This is a genomic window from Nonomuraea sp. NPDC048901 (assembly GCF_040649695.1).
Taxonomy (GTDB): domain Bacteria; phylum Actinomycetota; class Actinomycetes; order Streptosporangiales; family Streptosporangiaceae; genus Nonomuraea.
In genome coordinates this window covers 19326-34182 of sequence record NZ_JBEZFW010000007.1, presented here as the reverse complement: position 1 = coordinate 34182, position 14857 = coordinate 19326, and the positions used below count along the sequence as shown (strand labels likewise).

Here is a 14857-nt window from a genome sequence, read left to right as displayed (position 1 = left end):
TGATCCAGTCGGGAACGCCCATACCGGCATAACGATCTCGCGACTCTCGCTAGGCTCCCCCTTATGCGTGGCCAGGAACCTGGGTCTGACAACGATCGTAGGGAATCTGACGGCTCGGCCGCACCGGCGACGCCACCGCCGAGCTTCGGCCAGCCCCTTCAATATCCCGAGTCACGGGCGTCTCACGAGGCGCCCGGAGCTACTCCAGCATCGCCACCGGAGCCCGGCGCGGGCGCTGACTCCGGCTCTGACAGCGCCGGTTACGGGAGTGCCGCTTACGGGAGTGCCGCTTATGACGATGCCGGTCATGACATGCTGCCCGCTTTCCCGGGTACGCCATCGGATGCTGAGCAGACGGTGACCGGGGCATCGGCCTTCGACTCGCCGTCCGAGTGGCAGCCGTTCGAACCGCAGCCGTCGGACCCGGCCTCGGCCGAGGACCAGTCCGACCTTCCCGGCCTGCCGGCCTTCCCCGGCGCGCAGCCGTGGGAGGTGGCGGGCGACGACGCCGCGCCGTACGACTGGTTCGCCGACCCTCAGGGCCCGCCGCGCCCCATGCGCGGCCGCCTGCCCCGCAATCTCGGCGCCCAGCCCGGCACCCCGTCCCCGTCTCCGCGACCTCCGGCCGCGGGCCCTCCGCCCGCCGGCTCCGCACCCACGCGGCCACCCACCGCTCCGGGACCGGGCGCCCAGCCTCCGTCGCACAGCCCGGCGCCAGGCGCTCAGCCTCCGTCACACCCCGCCGGGCCGGGCGCCCAGCCTCCGTCACACACCGGCGGGCCGGGCGCTCAGCCTCCATGGCAGTCCGCCGAGTCCGAATCGGGCAGTCCGCCCTCCGGTCCCCAGCCCTCGTGGCCGAGCGCCGAACCGGGACAGGACGCCCCGGCTCCCGGCCGGCCCGGCGCCGGATGGTCTCCGGCGTCCGGCGCCTGGCCCGCACCCATCCCCGAGGAGCCCGCGACCTGGGCCCCCGAGGAACCCGCCACCTGGGCGGTCGACCCCGTGGTGCCCGGTGCGCCGTCGTGGGAGCCGCCACCGGCCTTCACCGCGGCGGCCGCGGGCATGCAGGTATGGCCCGCCCCCGTCTCGGACCCGCCCGCCATGCCGCCCTGGCCCGCCGCCACGGGCGAACTCGCCGTGGAACCGGATTCCGACGACGTGTCCGCCCCGACATCGCCCTGGAACGTCCCATCGGACAGCTCGCCCCCGGACGACTCCCCCACCCGCCCGGGGGGCATCATCCCGCCCGGAGCCCCCACATCCGGCGACAGCGACCCCGCGCCCAAGAGCTCCGTGTACGGCGGGCCGACGACCAAGGGCCCCACGTTCGGACAGCCCGCGGCCGACTACGAAGAGGCCGACCCCTCGGAGGACGCCGAGGACTACCAGACCGACCCGAACCTGACCGCCCCCTACGACGCGAGGGGCGCGTCCGCCCGCCCCTTCGCCGTCAATGAGGCGGCCCCACCGGCCTTCGACCCGAACGCCACCGATCCCACCTTCGACGCGAACCCCACTACGCCCGCGTCCGGCGCGAACCCCACTACGCCCGCGTCCGGCGCGACGGCCTCCCACGCCTTCGGCCCCAACGCCCGCCCGCACGCCTTCGACGCCGGCACCCCACCACCCGCCTTCGACCCAGGCACCCCGCCGCCCGCCTTCGACCCGCACGCCGCCGGACACCCGGCCGAGCCGAGCGACGTCCCGGTCTGGCCGCCGATCCCCCCTGGCGGGACCGAACAGAAGGGCACCGAACAGAAGGGCAACGTCCCCGACCTCCCGTTCGAGGTATGGGGCCAGAAACCCACCCCCGCCCTGCCCGTCCCGGCCGCGCAGGACCGCTCCACACCGCCCGCCGCCTACGGGCAGGGACCGTTCAAGCAGTCGCCGTTCCAGGCGACACCGCCCGCCACCGGCCAGCCCGGCAAGCCGGCGGGCCGGAAAACCCTCTTCATCACCCTGGGCGTGCTCGCACTGGCAGGCGTCGCCACGGGCGGCTTCTTCGCCTACAAGTCGGTGAGCGCCCCGCCGCCCGCCGCCACGACGGCCGCCAAGGAACCGCCGACGACGGCACCCCCTGCCATCGTCAGCCCCGATGCCTCCACGACTCCGGTCGTCCCCGCCACCTCGATCCTCAACTCCGAGCAGACCGACCCGCGCAAGATGTCGCTCTCCGAGGCGTTCCCGAAGAAGAAGATCGAGGCGGAGGGAGCCGTCTTCTCCAAGGTCAAGACCGACATGACGGGGAGCTGCGAGAAGGCCGCCTCCGGTCCCTTCGCCGACGCGCTGCGCGAGCAGAAGTGCAGCCGGATCGTACGAGCGACGTACGTGGACACCAAGCGCCGCTACGCCGTGACGACCGGCATCGCCGTACTGCCGACCAAAGAGGCCGCCATGAGCGCCGACAAGGCCAAGAACCTCGGCCGCAACGTCTGGTTCCGCGGCCTGCCCGCGGCGGCGGGCACGGGCGGCGAACGCGTGGAGATCGCGGGCGGCTACGCCGCGGGGCTGGTCTGGGGCCGCTACATCGTCTTCAGCTACGCCACGTACGCCGACGGCCACACACCCGGCACCAAGGAGAAGACACTCGGCAAGGTCAGCGGCGCCTTCCGCGACCAGACCTCCCAGGCCCTGGAACGCCGCCTCACCAACGACTGACAACCCGCTCGGCACGGGGCCAGGCTCGTCGACAGGGGGCGGATCGATGCGCCGGGATACGGCTCGTCGATCGCGGGCGAGTCACCGCCCACGTACGGACCCGCCGGGTTACGGCTCGTCGATCGCGGGCGGATCATCGCCCAGCGTGCGGACGCGCCGGGTCGCGAGGGCGCGCGCGGCGAGTTCCGCGTCCGGCGGGTAGGTCACCTCTTCCAGGCACAGGCCGTGCGCGGGCGCCACATGCACCCCGGAGTCCCGTACGGCCCGCCCCAGCACCTGCCCGGGCCACTCGACGGGCCGGCGCCCATCGGCGGCCGACAGGAGGGAGCCGACCAGCGACCGCACCATCGAGTGGCAGAACGCGTCGGCGACCACGGTGGCGACCAGCACCCCGTCGCCCTCCCGCACCCAGTCGAGCCGTTGCAGCCGCCGGATCGTGGTGGCCCCCTCGCGCTTCTTGCAGAAGGCGGCGAAGTCGTGCTCGCCGAGCAGATGCGTGGCCGCCGCGTTCAGCGCGTCCAGGTCCAGCGGCCGGTTGTGCCAGACCACCTCCCGGCGCCGCAACGGATCCACCCCACCGGCCGCGTCACTGACCCGGTACGCGTACCGCCGTGACAGGGCGGAGAACCGTGCGTCAAAGCCCTCAGAAGCCACGGAGACCCGATGAACGCGTACATCTGGTTCCAGTACCCCGGCCAGCCGCCGCAGGAGTGTAGCGAGCCGCTCATCCACGTCCAGCGGCAACACCGCGCCGACTCCCATGGAGCCGACAGCCGGAAAACCCGCCACAGGCTCGGACCCGGCGGATCTCCGGTGGTTGCGGTCAAGTGCGGCGAACGCCTCCACGGGAAGATCCACGTGCGCCACCTGCCCACGCGCGTGCACCCCGGCATCCGTACGCCCGGCGACGGTCAGCGCCGGTGGCTCGGCCAGCCGCAGGATCCTGCCGAGAGCCTGCTCGATCTCCCCCTGGACCGTACGCAGCCCCGGCTGCCTGGCCCACCCGGAGAAGTCGGTCCCGTCATAGCCGAGATCAAGCCGGAGCCGTACCACCATCGCCCTCCCCAAAACGCGAACAGGCCCGAACCCCCGCAAGAGGGGCCCGAGCCCGATTCAAGTGGGCCCGGAATCCCCGCGTAGAGGGGATCTGGGCCCGACTTCAGCCGACCTGACGGATCAGGCCTCGTCCTTCTTCGCCTCGCCGGCCTCAGCCTCGGCCGAACCCGAGTCAGCGGCCTCAGCCGTGGCGGCCTCGTCCGACGCGGCGGTCTCCGCGGCAGCCGGCGCCTCAGTCTCGGCCTCAGCGGCGGGAGCGGGAGCGGCAGCGGCGGCCGGAGCCTCCGTGCGCGACACGCGAACCGGGTTCAGCGGCTCGGTCACCAGCTCGATCACCGCCATGGGGGCGTTGTCACCCTTACGGGCGCCCACCTTGGTGATGCGGGTGTAACCGCCGGGACGCTCGGCGAACGTCACCGCGATGTCCGTGAACAGGTGGTGGACGACGCCCTTGTCCTTGACGACCGTGAGCACCTGGCGACGGTTGTGGATGTCGCCCTTCTTCGCCTTGGTGATCAGGCGCTCCGCCAGCGGACGGACGCGCTTGGCCTTGGCAACCGTGGTGCGGATCTTGCCGTGGCGGAACAGGTCCGTGGCGAGGTTCGCCAGGATCAGCCGCTCGTGCGCCGGGCTGCCGCCAAGACGTGCACCCTTGGTGGGCTTGGGCATTGCGTTCTCCTTGTGAGTTAACCCGCCCCGGCCGTACCAGGTACCGGAGTCGGGCCGGTCGCAGTCGCTCTAGGGGCGATGCGAGCCGTTACCGTCGCCCGCGCCGAGCGGGAACCGCTCGGCGCGGGGAGTCGCGAGGCAGAGCCCTCGCGATGGCTTAGTACTGCTCGGTCTCGACGTACGCGCTGTCGTCGTCGTCGTAACCGGCGCCGGCCACCGCGCTCGGGTCGAACCCGGGCGGGGAGTCCTTGAGCGCCAGCGTCATCTCGTGCAGCTTCTGCTTGACCTCTTCGATCGACTTGGCGCCGAAATTCCTTATGTCGAGCAGGTCCTGCTCGCTGCGGGCGACGAGCTCACCCACGGTGTGGATGCCCTCGCGCTTGAGGCAGTTGTAGGAGCGAACGGTGAGGTTCAGCTCCTCGATCGGCAGCGCCAGGTCGGCGGCCAGGGCGGCGTCGGTCGGCGACGGGCCGATGTCGATGCCCTCGGCCTCGACGTTGAGCTCACGGGCCAGGCCGAAGAGCTCGACGAGGGTCTTACCGGCGGAGGCCACCGCGTCGCGGGGCTTCATGGCCGGCTTGGTCTCGACGTCGAGGATCAGGCGGTCGAAGTCGGTACGCTGCTCGACTCGGGTCGCCTCGACCTTGTAGGTGACCTTGAGCACCGGGGAGTAGATCGAGTCGATCGGAATACGGCCGATCTCCTGACCCGGCTGCTTGTTCTGCGCGGCGGAGACGTAGCCGCGACCGCGCTCGACGGTCAGCTCCATCTCCAGCTTCGCCTTGCCGTTGAGCGTGGCGATGCGCAGCTCGGGGTTGTGCACCTCGACACCGGCCGGCGGCGCGATGTCGGCGGCGGTTACCTCACCCGGGCCCTGCTTGCGCAGGTACATCACGACCGGCTCGTCGTGCTCGGAGGAGACGACGAGCTCCTTGAGGTTGAGGATGATGTCGGTGACATCTTCCTTGACCCCGGGAACGGTCGAGAACTCGTGCAGCACGCCCTCGATCCGGATGCTCGTCACGGCCGCGCCCGGAATGGACGACAGCAGCGTGCGGCGGACCGAGTTGCCGATGGTGTAGCCGAAACCCGGCTCCAGCGGCTCGATGACGAATCGGGATCGGGTGTCGTCGATCGACTCTTCGAGAAGAGTCGGGCGCTGAGCGATCAGCATGTGGGGTCTCCCCTTTTCGTGTGGCGCCCGCTATATGACGCCACTCCGATACAAGCCTAGTTGAGGTGCGGCGAACCGCACCTCAACCACTACTTACTTCGAGTAGTACTCGACGATCAGCTGTTCCTGAACCTGGGTGTCGATCTGCTGACGGACCGGCAGCTGGTGGATCAGGACGCGGACCTTGTCCGGTACGACGCCGAGCCACGCCGGGACCGAGCGGTCACCGGCGGTGGCGCGAGCCACCTCGTACGGGAGCAGGTTGCGCTTGGTCTCACGGACCTCGATGATGTCGTGCTCACGCACGCGGTACGAGGGGATGTCGACCTTCTTGCCGTTGACCAGGAAGTGTCCGTGACGGACCTGCTGGCGAGCGGCGTCGCGCGACTGGGCGAACCCGGCGCGGTAGACCACGTTGTCGAGACGGCTCTCCAGGATCTGGAGCAGCGCCTCACCGGTCTTGCCGCTCTTGCGGGTGGCTTCCTCGTAGTAGTTGTGGAACTGCTTCTCGAGGACGCCGTAAATGCGGCGGGTCTTCTGCTTCTCACGAAGCTGAAGCTGGTACTCGGACTCCTTGGGACGTCCGCGGCCGTGCTCACCCGGCGGGTAAGGACGGATCTCGATGGGGCACTTCGCGGACTCGCACTTGCTGCCCTTGAGGAAGAGCTTGGTCTTCTCGCGGCGGCAGAGCTTGCAGTCCGCACCCGTGTAACGAGCCATTTCTCAGATTCTCCTGGGTGTCAGACGCGGCGGCGCTTCGGCGGACGGCAGCCGTTGTGCGGAACCGGGGTGACGTCCTGGATCGAACCCACTTCGAGGCCGGTGGCCTGAAGGGAACGGATCGCGGTCTCGCGGCCGGAGCCGGGACCCTTGACGAAGACGTCAACCTTGCGCATGCCGTGCTCCATGGCGCGGCGGGCGGCGTTCTCGGCGGCCATCTGAGCGGCGAACGGGGTGGACTTACGGGAGCCCTTGAAACCCACGTGGCCGGCGCTGGCCCAGGAGATCACGTTCCCGTTGGGGTCGGTGATCGAAACGATCGTGTTGTTGAACGTGCTCTTGATGTGGGCGTGCCCATGAGCGACGTTCTTCTTTTCCTTGCGGCGCACCTTCTTGGGCGCACCCTGACGGCTCTTAGGAGGCATCCTTTGCCTTCACTCCTGAGGTGTTCGGTCCCGCGGCTGCGTGGACTACTTCTTACCGGGCTTCTTCTTGCCGGCCACGGTCTTCTTCTTGCCCTTGCGGGTGCGCGCATTGGTCTGCGTGCGCTGACCGTGGACAGGCAGGCCCTTGCGGTGCCGGATGCCCTGGTAGCACCCAATCTCGATCTTGCGGCGAATGTCGGCCTGAACCTCACGGCGCAGGTCACCCTCGATCTTGAAGTTCGCCTCGATGTAGTCACGCATCGGGACGAGCTCAGCGTCGGTGAGCTGGTGCACGCGGGTGTCGCCGCTGACACCGGTGGCCTCGAGGACCTCCAGCGCACGGGTGCGGCCGATTCCGTAAATGTAGGTGAGAGCGATCTCCAGCCGCTTTTCGCGGGGGAGGTCGACGCCAACCAGGCGAGCCATGGTCGGGCATTCTCCTTCGTTGTGGCGGAGGTCTTGCGCCTCACGACCCCTCCCCATGCCCGGGGTGAGGGCCCCGGCCTCCGACCGGGGGTCTCCTGGGTGGTACGGCCCGGAAATCAGGCCGCCTGCTCAGGTGTGACGCGCGATTACTGTCTCAGGCTTCTCATGCGTCGAGCCCGCTCCCTGAAACCGGGGCGGACTCGGAGAAGCCTTACGGCGACTAACCCTGACGCTGCTTGTGGCGCAGGTTGTCGCAGATCACCATGACGCGACCGTGCCGGCGGATCACCTTGCACTTGTCGCAGATCTTCTTGACGCTCGGCTTTACCTTCATTGTCCTTCGTGTTCCTCAGACGTCTTACTTGTATCGGTAGACGATCCGCCCACGACTCAGGTCGTAGGGGCTCAGTTCCACGACTACCCGGTCGTCGGGCAGGATCCGGATGTAGTGCATCCGCATCCGTCCGCTGATGTGGGCCAGGACCTTATGGCCGTTGTCAAGCTGCACCCGGAACATAGCGTTCGGGAGCGACTCGACCACAGTGCCCTCGATCTCGATGGCGCCGTCTTTTTTGGCCAAAATTCCTCGCGTTTCACTGATCGATCGTCTGAGGCTCCGGTTCACTAAGCAGCCGCGACCTCACGCTTCGAAGAGAGCGGCGTCCGGCAACGGGCACCGACGCGTGATAGTCATAGTGAGCCGAGTAAGGAGTGTACGACACCTGAGACAAAAACGCGAAACGCGTGTCAGGTGTCCTGACACAACCACGAGTCAGCTTACCGCACCCGCGAACCCGAATGGGCCGAGCGGCACAGCGATTCGAGCGGCACAGCGGTTCGGGCGGCACAGCAAAGGCCCACCGGCGAACCGGCGGGCCCTCTCGAGTCAGCACACCCCCTGGGATGACTCCCCCCTGATGTGCCTTGAAGACGCTGATGTGCTTAGAAGACGTCGTGCCAGCCGCCGCAGCCGCTGTTGCGCGAGCCGCCCTCGCACACCTGGATCTTGAAGTCCCTCTTGAAGCGGATGCTGTCGAAGTGACGGCGGTCGTCGGACCGGTACCAGTTGCGGTGGAAGTCGCCGTGGCGGTCGTAGTACTTGAACCACACGTAGCTGTAGTCGCCGTCGTTGTGGTGACGGTCGTACAGGTCGCCGTAGAAGTAGTAGCTGCCCCCGCGCTGCTGCCAGTAGCCCTTGAAGTACGACTCGTGGCCGCCGTTCTCGGAGCCGTTGGAGAAGTACGGGCCGAAGAAGTGCCTCGGGCCGGCCTGGGCGCTCTGCGCCTGGGTGGCGGTCGCGGCGTCGGCCTGGGCCGTGGGAGCGATGGCCAGCGCCCCGGCGACCATCGAGCCGGCGAGAGCGGTGCCCGCGAGAAGGTGACGAATACCCACTGTGTCCTCCTGTAAGACGGTTCCCCGTACCGGACCGGGACTGCTCGGGTGAGCCCCTCTGTTGTCCGGCACCGCTTACGTTAGGGAGGACATTCGCCGCCTTCTGCGGACGAATACACACAGTGCAGTACTACACACTCACTGACGCTTCTGACCGCCCCCGAAGATGGTGCTGATCAGCAGAATCGCACCCCAGGGACCCATCACCCACAGCGGCCAGGGGTAGATCATGTGCCCGGAGGTGACGCTCACGATCAGCCAGATCACCCAGTTGATCGAGCTGGCCGCGGCCCACGCGCTCCAGGCCGCGCGCATCCCCGAGTGCATGCCGCTCTTGGGCGCCGGGGTGGGTTCGGTCAGCTTGGCGGGCGGGTTGCGCAGGTCCACGTCCGGCAGGTCCGCGGTCAGCCGGGCCAGCTCGCCGTAGGTCTTGCTCTGGTAGAGCTGTTCGAGCCGCTCGTTGAACTCGTCCATCGTGATGCGGCCCTGCGCGGTGTGCTCCCGGAGCACGCCGGCCACCCGATCTCTGTCGACGTCCGAGGCACGCATCTCGGGGCTCTGCGCCATACCCACCACTCCCGGCTCGTCTACGGCTGCGCCAAGCGCTCTTCGCCCCCATCGAGGGCGGTTAGCACCCAAGGACCATTATGTGTCACCGCGACGCTGTGTTCGAAGTGTGCGGACTGCTTCCCGTCGATCGTCACGACGGTCCAATCGTCGGCCAGTACGCGCGTGCGCTCCGTACCAAGGTTGACCATGGGCTCGATCGCCAGGCACATCCCGGCCTCCAGCACGGGTCCCCTGCCGGGGCGGCCGTGGTTGGCGATCCACGGGTCCATGTGCATCTCGGTGCCGATGCCGTGGCCGCCGTACTCGGGTGGGATGCCGAAGCGGCCCTGCGACTTGATGTAGCGCTCCACCTCGTACCCGATGTCCGACAGGTGGCGGCCGACGGTCAGCGCGGCGATGCCCCGCCACATCGACTCCTCGGTGATCCGCATGAGCTCGGTGAGCTTCGGGTCCACCTCCCCCACCGGCACCGTGACCGCCGAGTCGCCGTGCCAGCCGTCGAGGATGGCGCCGCAGTCGATGGAGATGACGTCGCCTTCGCGCAGCGCGCGGGCGCTCGTCGGGATGCCGTGGACGACTTCCTCGTTGACCGAGGCGCAGATCGTGGCGGGAAACCCCTGATAGCCCTTGAACGACGGGATGGCGCCCTCATCCCTGATCGCCTTCTCGGCGATGGCGTCGAGGTCCAGGGGTGTCATCCCCGGCTCGACGGAGCGCTTCAACAGATCGAGCGTTCGCCCGACCACCAGACCGGCCGCCCGCATCTTGTCGAGCTGCTCGGGCGTCTTGATCTGGATTCCATGCCGGTTCTTCTTGAACACGTGTGGCACCCCCCGGGGTCTCAACGGGCAGATGTGGGAGCCCAATTCCCTCACAATAGCCGCGAGGTGGCACGGAAATCCGTGCCACCTCCGCAGTCGGCCATCGGGCTTACCCCATGAAAGGGCGGATGGCCTCCATGGCCCGCTGGGTGACCTCCTCGACCGGACCGGTCGCGTCGACACCCACGAGGATGCCCTCGTCCGCGTAGTAGGACACCAGCGGCGCCGTCTGCTCCTGGTAGACCTCCAGGCGATGCCTGACCGTCTCCTCTTTGTCGTCGTCACGCTGGAACAGCGTGCCGCCGCAGGCGTCGCACCGGTCGTCCTTCTTGTCATCGAACTCGACGTGCCAGATGCGACCGCACTGGCTGCAGGTGCGGCGGCCGGCCAGCCGCCTGACCACCTCGTCGTCGTCAACTACCAGCTCCAGGACCAGGTCGAGCGCCTGGCCCCACTCCTTCAGCATGTCGCGCAGGATCTCGGCCTGAGCCACGTTCCTGGGGAAGCCGTCGAGCAGGAAGCCGTCCTGCGCGTCGTCCTCGGCGAGACGGTCTCGGACCATGGCGATGGTGACCTTGTCGGGCACCAGGTCGCCGCGGTCCATGAACGTCTTGGCGAGCTTGCCGAGCTCCGTGCCCCCGGAGACGTTGGCACGGAAGATGTCACCTGTCGAGATCTTCGGGATGGACAGGTTCGACGCGATGTACTGGGCCTGTGTCCCCTTACCCGCTCCGGGGGGCCCGACCAGAACGAGACGCACTACCGCAGGAAGCCTTCGTAATTACGCTGCTGCAACTGGCTCTCGATCTGCTTGACCGTGTCCAGGCCGACGCCAACCATGATCAGAATGCTCGTCCCTCCGAACGGGAAGTTCTGGCTCGCTCCGGCCACCGCGAGCGCGACGATCGGGATCATGGCGATCAGACCCAGATAGAGCGCGCCGGGGGCGGTCAGACGGGTGAGCACAAAACTCAGGTAACCAGCCGTCGGCCGTCCCGGGCGGATGCCCGGAATGAACCCACCGTACTTCTTCATGTTGTCAGCCACTTCAGTGGGGTTGAAGGTGATGGACACGTAGAAGTAGGTGAAGAACACGATCAGGACGAAGAACGTGATCATGTAGATGGGCGTGTCGCCCTTGGTGAGGTTCGCCGAAATCCACTGCACGACGGCGTTGGGGTTCTCCGCGTTGGCGAACAGCGAGGTCAGCAGCTGCGGCAGATAGAGCAGCGAGGACGCGAAGATGACCGGGATGATGCCGGCCTGGTTGACCTTCAGCGGGATGTAGGTGGACGTGCCGCCGTACATCCGGCGTCCGACCATCCGCTTGGCGTACTGCACCGGAATGCGGCGCTGCGCCTGCTCGACGAAGACCACGGCGGCGATCATGAAGACGCCTACCACCATGACGACGGCGAAGGTGAACTTGTTGGCCTGGAAGATGCTGGCCAGCTCGGACGGGAAGACCGCGACGACCTGCGTGAAGATGAGGATCGACATGCCGTTGCCCACACCACGGTCGGTGATGAGCTCGCCCAGCCACATGATGACCGAGGTGCCGGCCGTCATGATGACGACCATCGTGACGATCATGAAGATGTTGTCGGGGTCGAGCAGGACGTCCTTGTCACAGCCCTGGAAGAGCTGCCCGGAGCGCGCCAGCGCGATGAACGCCGTCGACTGCAGGATGCCCAGACCGATCGTCAGATAACGCGTATATTGTGTGATCTTCGTCTGACCGGCCTGCCCCTCCTTCTTGAGGGCTTCAAGGCGTGGGATCACGACGACGAGAAGTTGGAGAATGATGCTGGCGGTGATGTACGGCATGATGCCCAGAGCGAACACCGACAGCTTCAGGAGCGCGCCGCCGCTGAACAGCTGCACCATCCCGTAGATATTGCCGTTTTCACCGTTGCGGACCTGATCAAAGCAGGACGCAAGGTTCTGGACGTGAACTCCCGGAGTCGGAAGAACCGAGCCGAGTCGGAACAGCGCGATGATGCCCAGGGTAAAGAGCAACTTCTTGCGCAGGTCCGGCGTCCGGAACGCCCGGGTAAACGCGGTCAGCACGGTCCCTCCTGCGCGCCTATAAGGCGGTGTGAGTATGCGATGGTGCGGGGATCTGCCATCAGAAGTCTCATGTCAAAACGAGCCGGACAGAATCCTGCCGTCTCGCGAACTCTAACGCACTACGGGCGTGGGGGCCCATGGTCAGAGCCCCCACGCCTCGTAATAGCTCTTACAGCTCGGTAACGGAACCCCCAGCAGCGGCGATTTTCTCCTTCGCGGAGGACGAGAAGGCATGCGCCCGCACGTTCACCGCGACCGAGATCTCGCCGGTGCCGAGCACCTTCACCAGCTGGTTCTTGCGGACAGCGCCCTTGGCGACCAGCGTCTCGACGGTGACCTCGCCACCCTCGGGGAACAGCTCGCCGAGCTTGTCCAGGTTGACGACCTGGTAGGTCGTCTTGAACAGCGCGTTGGAGAAGCCCTTGAGCTTCGGCAGACGCCTCTGCAGCGGCACCTGGCCACCCTCGAAACCGAGGGGGACCGTCGTACGGGCGTGGCTGCCCTTGGTACCGCGACCGGCCGTCTTACCCTTGGACGCCTCGCCGCGACCCTTGCGGATCTTGGCCTTGTTGGCGCCGGGGGCCGGACGCAGGTCGTGAATCTTGAGCGGAGCCTTGTCAGTCATGACTAGTCGACCTCTTCCACCTCGACGAGGTGCGTCACCACGGAGACCATGCCGCGAATCTCGGGCCGGTCCTCCTTGACGACGACATCGCCGATTCGCTTCAGGCCAAGCGAACGCAGCGAGTCACGCTGGTTCTGCTTGCCACCGATCTTCGAGCGAACCTGAGTGATCTTCAGGCGTGCCATGACTAGCTCACCGCCTTGGCGGCCGCCGCTTCGGCGATGCCTTCGCGCTGAGCCTTCAGCATCCGGGCCGGAGCGACGTCCTCGATCGGCAGACCACGGCGGGCGGCGATCTCCTCGGGCCGGGAAAGACCCTTCAGAGCCGCCACCGTGGCGTGCACGATGTTGATGGGGTTGTCCGAGCCGAGCGACTTGGACAGGACGTCGTGGATGCCGGCGCACTCCAGAACGGCGCGCACCGGGCCACCGGCGATGACGCCGGTACCGGCGGAAGCCGGACGCAGGAAGACGACACCGGCCGCCTCCTCACCCTGCACGGTGTGCGGGATGGTGCCCTGGATCCTCGGGACCTTGAAGAAGTGCTTCTTGGCCTCTTCGACGCCCTTGGCGATGGCCGCGGGTACTTCCTTGGCCTTGCCATAGCCGACGCCGACCAGGCCGTTGCCGTCACCGACGACGACGAGGGCGGTGAAGCTGAAGCGACGACCACCCTTCACGACCTTGGCCACTCGGTTGATCTTCACTACGCGCTCGATGTACGAGACGCCCTTGTCGGCGGCGCCACCGCGGCGATCGTCACGACGGTCCCGCCGCTCGCCACCGGTGCCGCCACCGCGACGCGGAGCTGCAGCCATCAGTGGTTCCTCATCTCAGTTGCCATATCAGAACTCGAGCCCACCTTCGCGGGCGCTGTCCGCCAGAGCGGCGATGCGCCCGGCGTAGCGGTTGCCACCGCGGTCGAACACGACCGCCGTGATCCCGGCTTCCTTGGCCCGCTGAGCGAGGAGCTCGCCGACCTTCTTGGCCTTCTCGGTCTTGTCAGCCTCGAGCGTGCGCAGCGCGGAGTCCATGGTGGACGCGCTCACCAGCGTGTGGCCGACGGAGTCGTCCACGATCTGCACGAACAGGTGACGAGTCGAACGGTTGACGACCAAGCGCGGACGCGCGGCCGTACCGACGACGTTCTTGCGGACGCGGCGGTGACGGCGGGCCCGCGAGACGGTGCGGGCAGCCGTGTGCTTGCCGAACGCAGTCTTCGGAGCCATGCCTACTTACCAGCCTTTCCGACCTTGCGGCGGATCTGTTCGCCCTGGTAACGCACGCCCTTGCCCTTGTACGGGTCAGGCTTGCGCAACTTGCGGATGTTGGCCGCGACCTCGCCGACCTTCTGCTTGTCGATGCCGTCCACGTGGAACAGGGTCGGCTTCTCGACGCGGAAGGTGACGCCCTCAGGGGCGTCGACGATGACCGGGTGACTGAAGCCCAGTGCGAACTCCAGCTGCGTCGGGCCCTTGGCCTGAACGCGGTAACCGACGCCGACGATCTCCAAGGTCTTGGAGTAGCCCTGCGTGACGCCCTGCACCATGTTGGCGATCAGCGTCCGCGACAGGCCGTGCAGCGCACGGACCTTGTTCTCGTCGTTGGGCCGGGTGACGGCGATGGCGCCGTCGTCATCGCGACCCACCGTGATGGGGTCCGCGACTGTATGAGAAAGCGTGCCCTTCGGGCCCTTGACCTGGACATCCTGGCCGCTGATCGCGATGTCAACGCCGCTCGGCACAGGGATGGGCAGCCGTCCGATTCTCGACATGCTGTGTTCCTCCCCTCTACCAGACGTAGGCGAGGACTTCCCCGCCCACGCCACGCTTGCCGGCCTGCTTGTCGGTCATGAGACCGGCGGACGTCGAGATGATCGCGACACCCAGCCCTCCCAGAACGCGAGGCAGGTTGTCCTTCTTCGCATACACCCGCAGACCGGGCTTCGACACCCGGCGCAGACCCGCGAGCGACCGCTCACGGGTAGGCCCGAACTTGAGCTCCACCACGAGGTTCTTGCCAACCTTGGCGTCTTCGACGGTCCAAGCCTGGATGTAACCCTCCTGCTGGAGGATCTCGGCGATGTGCGCCTTGATCTTCGAATACGGCATGGTCACGCTGTCGTGATACGCCGAGTTCGCATTACGCAGACGCGTCAGCATGTCTGCGATCGGGTCGGTCATCGTCATGGCCAGTGGCCTTCCTCGCCGCGGTTTCCAGTCGGTGAAGCGGAGCTCTACCGGTGGACCTTC

Annotated in this window: 20 protein-coding genes; 1 reads left to right on the top strand and 19 read right to left on the bottom strand. The window is 67.3% G+C overall.

The features are described from left to right. The first annotated feature begins 357 nt into the window (after positions 1-357). Complete coding sequence (locus AB0C30_RS24760; RefSeq protein WP_357948194.1) at positions 358-2658, top strand: hypothetical protein; 2301 nt, start codon at positions 358-360, stop codon at positions 2656-2658. 108 nt (positions 2659-2766) lie between these two features. Here AB0C30_RS24760 and truA read toward each other — a convergent pair whose 3' ends face one another. The 19 genes from truA to rpsH all read right to left on the bottom strand — a co-directional run bounded on the left by truA (position 2767) and on the right by rpsH (position 14794). Then, positions 2767-3714, bottom strand: a complete 948-nt coding sequence (gene truA, locus AB0C30_RS24755) for a tRNA pseudouridine(38-40) synthase TruA (RefSeq protein ID WP_357948192.1) — start codon at positions 3712-3714, stop codon at positions 2767-2769. Between the two features lie 120 nt (positions 3715-3834). Continuing rightward, complete coding sequence (gene rplQ, locus AB0C30_RS24750) at positions 3835-4383, bottom strand: 50S ribosomal protein L17 (RefSeq protein WP_357948189.1); 549 nt, start codon at positions 4381-4383, stop codon at positions 3835-3837. Positions 4384-4540: 157 nt separating this feature from the next. Continuing rightward, positions 4541-5557 (bottom strand): DNA-directed RNA polymerase subunit alpha, encoded by a 1017-nt coding sequence (locus AB0C30_RS24745; protein WP_214633194.1) that lies wholly within the window; start codon positions 5555-5557, stop codon positions 4541-4543. A 93-nt stretch (positions 5558-5650) separates the two neighbouring features. After that, positions 5651-6277, bottom strand: coding sequence for a 30S ribosomal protein S4 (gene rpsD, locus AB0C30_RS24740; RefSeq protein ID WP_357948186.1), 627 nt, complete (start codon positions 6275-6277; stop codon positions 5651-5653). Positions 6278-6297: 20 nt separating this feature from the next. After that, a complete protein-coding gene (gene rpsK / locus AB0C30_RS24735; RefSeq protein ID WP_020542285.1) occupies positions 6298-6702 on the bottom strand; it encodes a 30S ribosomal protein S11 in 405 nt (134 codons plus the stop codon). 45 nt (positions 6703-6747) lie between these two features. Then, entirely contained in the window at positions 6748-7128 is a 381-nt protein-coding gene (gene rpsM / locus AB0C30_RS24730) for a 30S ribosomal protein S13 (protein WP_214633192.1), read from the bottom strand. Positions 7129-7348: 220 nt separating this feature from the next. Then, positions 7349-7462, bottom strand: coding sequence for a 50S ribosomal protein L36 (gene rpmJ / locus AB0C30_RS24725; RefSeq protein ID WP_003956441.1), 114 nt, complete (start codon positions 7460-7462; stop codon positions 7349-7351). 24 nt (positions 7463-7486) lie between these two features. Then, the gene (infA, locus tag AB0C30_RS24720) at positions 7487-7708 is read right to left on the bottom strand and encodes a translation initiation factor IF-1 (RefSeq protein ID WP_012887858.1); all 222 of its coding nucleotides are present in this window, start codon (positions 7706-7708) and stop codon (positions 7487-7489) included. Positions 7709-8070: 362 nt separating this feature from the next. Beyond that, the gene (locus tag AB0C30_RS24715) at positions 8071-8520 is read right to left on the bottom strand and encodes a hypothetical protein (protein WP_357948183.1); all 450 of its coding nucleotides are present in this window, start codon (positions 8518-8520) and stop codon (positions 8071-8073) included. A gap of 138 nt (positions 8521-8658) precedes the next feature. Then, on the bottom strand, positions 8659-9087 hold the full coding sequence (locus tag AB0C30_RS24710) for a DUF1707 domain-containing protein (RefSeq protein ID WP_357948180.1): 429 nt from the start codon (positions 9085-9087) through the stop codon (positions 8659-8661). Positions 9088-9107: 20 nt separating this feature from the next. Beyond that, entirely contained in the window at positions 9108-9911 is an 804-nt protein-coding gene (gene map, locus AB0C30_RS24705; RefSeq protein WP_357948177.1) for a type I methionyl aminopeptidase, read from the bottom strand. A 109-nt stretch (positions 9912-10020) separates the two neighbouring features. Continuing rightward, the gene (locus AB0C30_RS24700) at positions 10021-10671 is read right to left on the bottom strand and encodes an adenylate kinase (RefSeq protein WP_225293929.1); all 651 of its coding nucleotides are present in this window, start codon (positions 10669-10671) and stop codon (positions 10021-10023) included. After that, on the bottom strand, positions 10671-11981 hold the full coding sequence (secY, locus tag AB0C30_RS24695) for a preprotein translocase subunit SecY (protein ID WP_225293931.1): 1311 nt from the start codon (positions 11979-11981) through the stop codon (positions 10671-10673). Before secY ends, AB0C30_RS24700 begins: the two co-directional genes overlap by 1 nt. A gap of 169 nt (positions 11982-12150) precedes the next feature. Further along, the gene (gene rplO / locus AB0C30_RS24690) at positions 12151-12606 is read right to left on the bottom strand and encodes a 50S ribosomal protein L15 (protein ID WP_357948174.1); all 456 of its coding nucleotides are present in this window, start codon (positions 12604-12606) and stop codon (positions 12151-12153) included. Positions 12607-12608: 2 nt separating this feature from the next. Beyond that, a complete protein-coding gene (gene rpmD / locus AB0C30_RS24685; RefSeq protein WP_080043226.1) occupies positions 12609-12791 on the bottom strand; it encodes a 50S ribosomal protein L30 in 183 nt (60 codons plus the stop codon). A 2-nt stretch (positions 12792-12793) separates the two neighbouring features. Beyond that, the gene (gene rpsE, locus AB0C30_RS24680; RefSeq protein ID WP_049572667.1) at positions 12794-13423 is read right to left on the bottom strand and encodes a 30S ribosomal protein S5; all 630 of its coding nucleotides are present in this window, start codon (positions 13421-13423) and stop codon (positions 12794-12796) included. 27 nt (positions 13424-13450) lie between these two features. Further along, positions 13451-13834, bottom strand: a complete 384-nt coding sequence (gene rplR / locus AB0C30_RS24675; RefSeq protein ID WP_225293936.1) for a 50S ribosomal protein L18 — start codon at positions 13832-13834, stop codon at positions 13451-13453. Positions 13835-13836: 2 nt separating this feature from the next. Further along, the gene (gene rplF / locus AB0C30_RS24670) at positions 13837-14379 is read right to left on the bottom strand and encodes a 50S ribosomal protein L6 (RefSeq protein WP_225293938.1); all 543 of its coding nucleotides are present in this window, start codon (positions 14377-14379) and stop codon (positions 13837-13839) included. 16 nt (positions 14380-14395) lie between these two features. Next, positions 14396-14794, bottom strand: coding sequence for a 30S ribosomal protein S8 (gene rpsH / locus AB0C30_RS24665; RefSeq protein WP_192789898.1), 399 nt, complete (start codon positions 14792-14794; stop codon positions 14396-14398). Between the last annotated feature and the right edge of the window lie 63 nt (positions 14795-14857).